At 38.6% G+C, this 368-nt stretch carries 1 protein-coding gene; it reads left to right on the top strand.

Going from position 1 to position 368, the window contains the following annotated elements:
• Positions 1 to 121: 121 nt before the first annotated feature.
• A partial coding sequence (locus tag ACFIO5_RS11575) for a PP-loop family protein (protein WP_375705488.1) occupies positions 122 to 368 on the top strand: 247 nt, incomplete at its 3' end.

Raw genomic sequence — 368 nt, 5'->3', positions numbered from 1 at the left:
AGTATGATTGCTCTTGAACAGAATAAAGAGTTTTGTTCACTTTTTGTAGAAAGATCAAAGCATCAGAAAATGTTGGAGTCTGTTTTTTGTAAACCTCTAAAAAGGAAAGGAGTCGTTTACGGTGTGCGTTAGACTAGCAGGAAATCTCTTTAAAACATCAGATTTTATTCAGTGTCAGAAGTTGATACTTGCAGTCTCAGGCGGAAGTGATTCTCTTGCTTTGCTATTTCTGGTCAAGGACCATTTAAAAACGCTCTCTGTTCCTCCGGAAATAATTGTCGTGACCGTTGATCATCAATTGCGTCAAGAATCAGCGCGTGAAGCTTCAATTGTTGCGGAAATTTGTCGTGCTCATCATATTCAACATC

The sequence above is a fragment of the Bartonella sp. AA86SXKL genome, from assembly GCF_042196885.1.
The sequence above is the reverse complement of the archived record's forward strand: the minus strand, read 5'-3'. Positions and strand labels throughout refer to the sequence as shown.